A 2,760-nucleotide genomic window follows, 5' to 3' on the forward strand; every position below is an offset into this window, starting at 1 on the left:
GGTAGCGGCCGGCCTCCCTAGCTCGCCGGCGACCAGGGGCGCAAGGGCGGAGGAGGACGTCCCGGACCGCGGCACGAGCGGACGGGCGCCGTGCTCCGAGGAAGCCGAGCTGTCTGTGGCCGAGCACCGCTGCGAGCGCGGTCGTTCGGCCCGAGGCGGGTCACCCCTAAGGCGTGCTGCGGCACGGGACGACGGGCACCTGCGCTGAAGCCGGCTTCGGAGCCGAGGCCGCGGTGCGGGCGAGCGCGGAGCCTGCCTGGCGTCTGGCCGTGAGCGCCGATGAACGCCCTGGTGAAAGGCAAGGACCGACGTGTACCCGGGAAGGACGGCGAGGCCGGGAGGGGACAACGTCGACGGTGACAGGGAGAAAGCTCTTCGGCAGCGCCGCCGCGCAGCGCATCGCGGCACAGTGATCGCGGCGCGGGCACTGCCTGCTGCGCGTGGCGATGCTCGTGTCCTCACCCGGTAGATGCGGCGGCGGCCCCTGACCGCTGCATGCCTGCAGCCGAGGCCGTAAGGCTTCCGAAAGGTGCCGACGAGTGGGCGGCGGTTCTGGGCTTGGAAGAGGTATTCCGAAGGCACCGTCGATGAGAGCACGTGGAGGAGTCATGAATTCACCCGGCGTTCACCCTGCACGGAAGCGGCGAAATGTATTGCTGGCGATGGCCGGCACCGTCGCGCTGGCCGCGGCCGCCGTACCCGCGCTCGACATGACCGCCGCGGCCGCGCCACAGGCCACTGCCGCAGGCCCGGTGGGCACGGCTTCGCTCCCGGTGAAGACGAGCGATCGGCTGACCATCAAGAGCACGCTCGGGGTGGACCTCGACCGCGACTTCGCCCGCCTTCCCCTGCACCGGGCGACCGTCAACGGGACGTCGGTCTGGTACGTCGTGACGGACGTGTCGGACGCCGGCCTCGCGACTTCGCTCGGGCTGAATTTCGCGCCCCGGCTGAAGAACCTCATCACACCGGAATGCCCCGAGTGCGTGCAGACCGTGACATCGGATGCGACGCTCGGTGACGAGGTCGTCGAATTCCAGGGAAGGCCAGACTTCAGCCCCGCGCGAATGCTGGTGCCCGGTCCCGACGGCGGCTTCCCGCCGGCGTTCGCGCAGCCCGGCTCGGTCGCCATGAAGGGCTACAGCCCGTACGTCCGGATCGCCGGCACCGACATCGTCTACGACGCCCCGATCGTCGCGGCCGGGGACGGCCCGTTCGACGTCGTCACGCACTCGGACACCCACGACCGCCTGCTCGGCATCGACACCACGGCGATGACGGCGGACGTGTCGTTCGTCCGTGCGTTCTCCAACGGGGAGGACATCTTCTACCTCAGCTTCGACTCCTCGGCGTGGGCGCCCGCGACGATCGAGCGCTCGACGTTCACCCCGGGCATCGGGCTCTCGCCTGCTCCCGACCTCAACCGCGACCCGGCGACGGCCAGCGCCGCGATCTTCGCCCTGGCGAACGGGCGCACCGGCATCGGCAGCCCGCCCGCGCAGGGGCTCGACCACGTCATCAAGGACGGCCTGAACGCGAAGGACCTGCACGCCCGCAGCACCGACGTCATGGCCGCGCTGCGCGCCGGCGGCGACGCGCACAACGTGCTCGACGTCTTCCCGACGCTGGCCGACCCCGCGCTGCGCAGCCTCTACACCCCCGACTGGGACGTGCACATCGGGGTCTGGAGCCCGGCAGCCGTGGCGCAAGGCCTCAACACCGCCCGGTCGGACGCCAACGTGATCCGCCAGCTCGCCACTCAGGGTCTGGTCACGTCGCCCGGCGGCACGACGCTGCGGTCCGACCGCGCCGTGGTGAACTGCCCGGCGCTCGGGTGGGAGGACACCCCGCCGACGGCGCCCCAGGCGCCGAAGCCGCCCGAGATCCCCTGACCCGTCGACCTGTGGAGCGTGCGGCCGACGACCGGTCGCACGCTCCACGAGCGGCACGTCCCGGTGGGTCACGCTCGACGATGGCCGTGTCGAGTCCACCAGTACCCACGGATCAGGGATGCTCCCTCTCCTTCGCCGGACTGGTGGCGCCTCGGCGAGCAAGTGCAGGACGCGGCGTCGCCGAGGTACGCGCCTCGGCTTGCAGAAACTTGCGAACGATCGGCCTCGCCGATCGGCGTCAGGACCGGTCGAGCGTCTGGAACTGACGCCGCAGCCACGCAGCGCGGGCGGCGATCGCGCCCTTGGAGATCGCGGCGGCCGGCGCGACGACGTCGAACCCGTGGAAGCCGCCGGGCCAGACGTGGAGCTCGCTGCGGCCGCCGGCCTGCCACAGGCGGCTGGCGAATTCGACGTCCTCGTCGCGGAACGTCTCGGCCGAGCCGACGTCGATGAAGGTGGGCGGCAGGCCGGACAGATCCGCGGCGCGGGCGGGCGCGGCGTACGGGGACACGTCCGGGCCGCCGCGCACGCCTTCGCCGAGGAGTGCGCTCCACCCGGTCTCGTTGGAGCGGCTGTCCCAGATGCCGAGGCCGCGCATCTGACGCGCGGAGGGTGAGTCGTTGCGGTCATCGAGCATGGGGCTCATGAGCAGCTGTCCCGCGATCGTCGGACCCCCGCGGTCGCGAGCCATGAGGGCGACGCCAGCGGCGAGCCCGCCGCCAGCGCTCATCCCGGCGAGGACGACGCGCCGTGGGTCGACGCCGAGCTCGTCGGCGTGTTCTGACAGCCAGCGCAAGCCGGCGTAGCTGTCCTCGACGGGACCCGGGTGCGGGGTCTCGGGTGCGAGCCGGTACTCGACCGAGACCAC

At 72.0% G+C, this 2,760-nt stretch carries 2 protein-coding genes; one reads left to right on the forward strand and one right to left on the reverse strand.

Translation table 11 applies throughout. The features are described from left to right. Nucleotides 1-662: 662 nt before the first annotated feature. Complete coding sequence (locus G9H71_RS22055) at nucleotides 663-1,892, forward strand: DUF7482 domain-containing protein (protein ID WP_166284910.1); 1,230 nt, start codon at nucleotides 663-665, stop codon at nucleotides 1,890-1,892. A 238-nt stretch (nucleotides 1,893-2,130) separates the two neighbouring features. Here G9H71_RS22055 and G9H71_RS22060 read toward each other — a convergent pair. Next, nucleotides 2,131-2,760: alpha/beta hydrolase fold domain-containing protein (locus tag G9H71_RS22060; RefSeq protein WP_166284911.1), on the reverse strand; the 630-nt coding region annotated here is incomplete at its 5' end.

Origin of the sequence: Motilibacter deserti, assembly GCF_011250635.1 — a bacterium.
Classification (GTDB): domain Bacteria; phylum Actinomycetota; class Actinomycetes; order Motilibacterales; family Motilibacteraceae; genus Motilibacter_A; species Motilibacter_A deserti.

What these genes read in the sequence shown, in the direction of transcription:
- G9H71_RS22055 (WP_166284910.1), top strand. Translation starts at nt 663, where the DNA reads ATGGCCGGCACCGTCGCGCTGGCCGCGGCCGCCGTACCCGCGCTCGAC.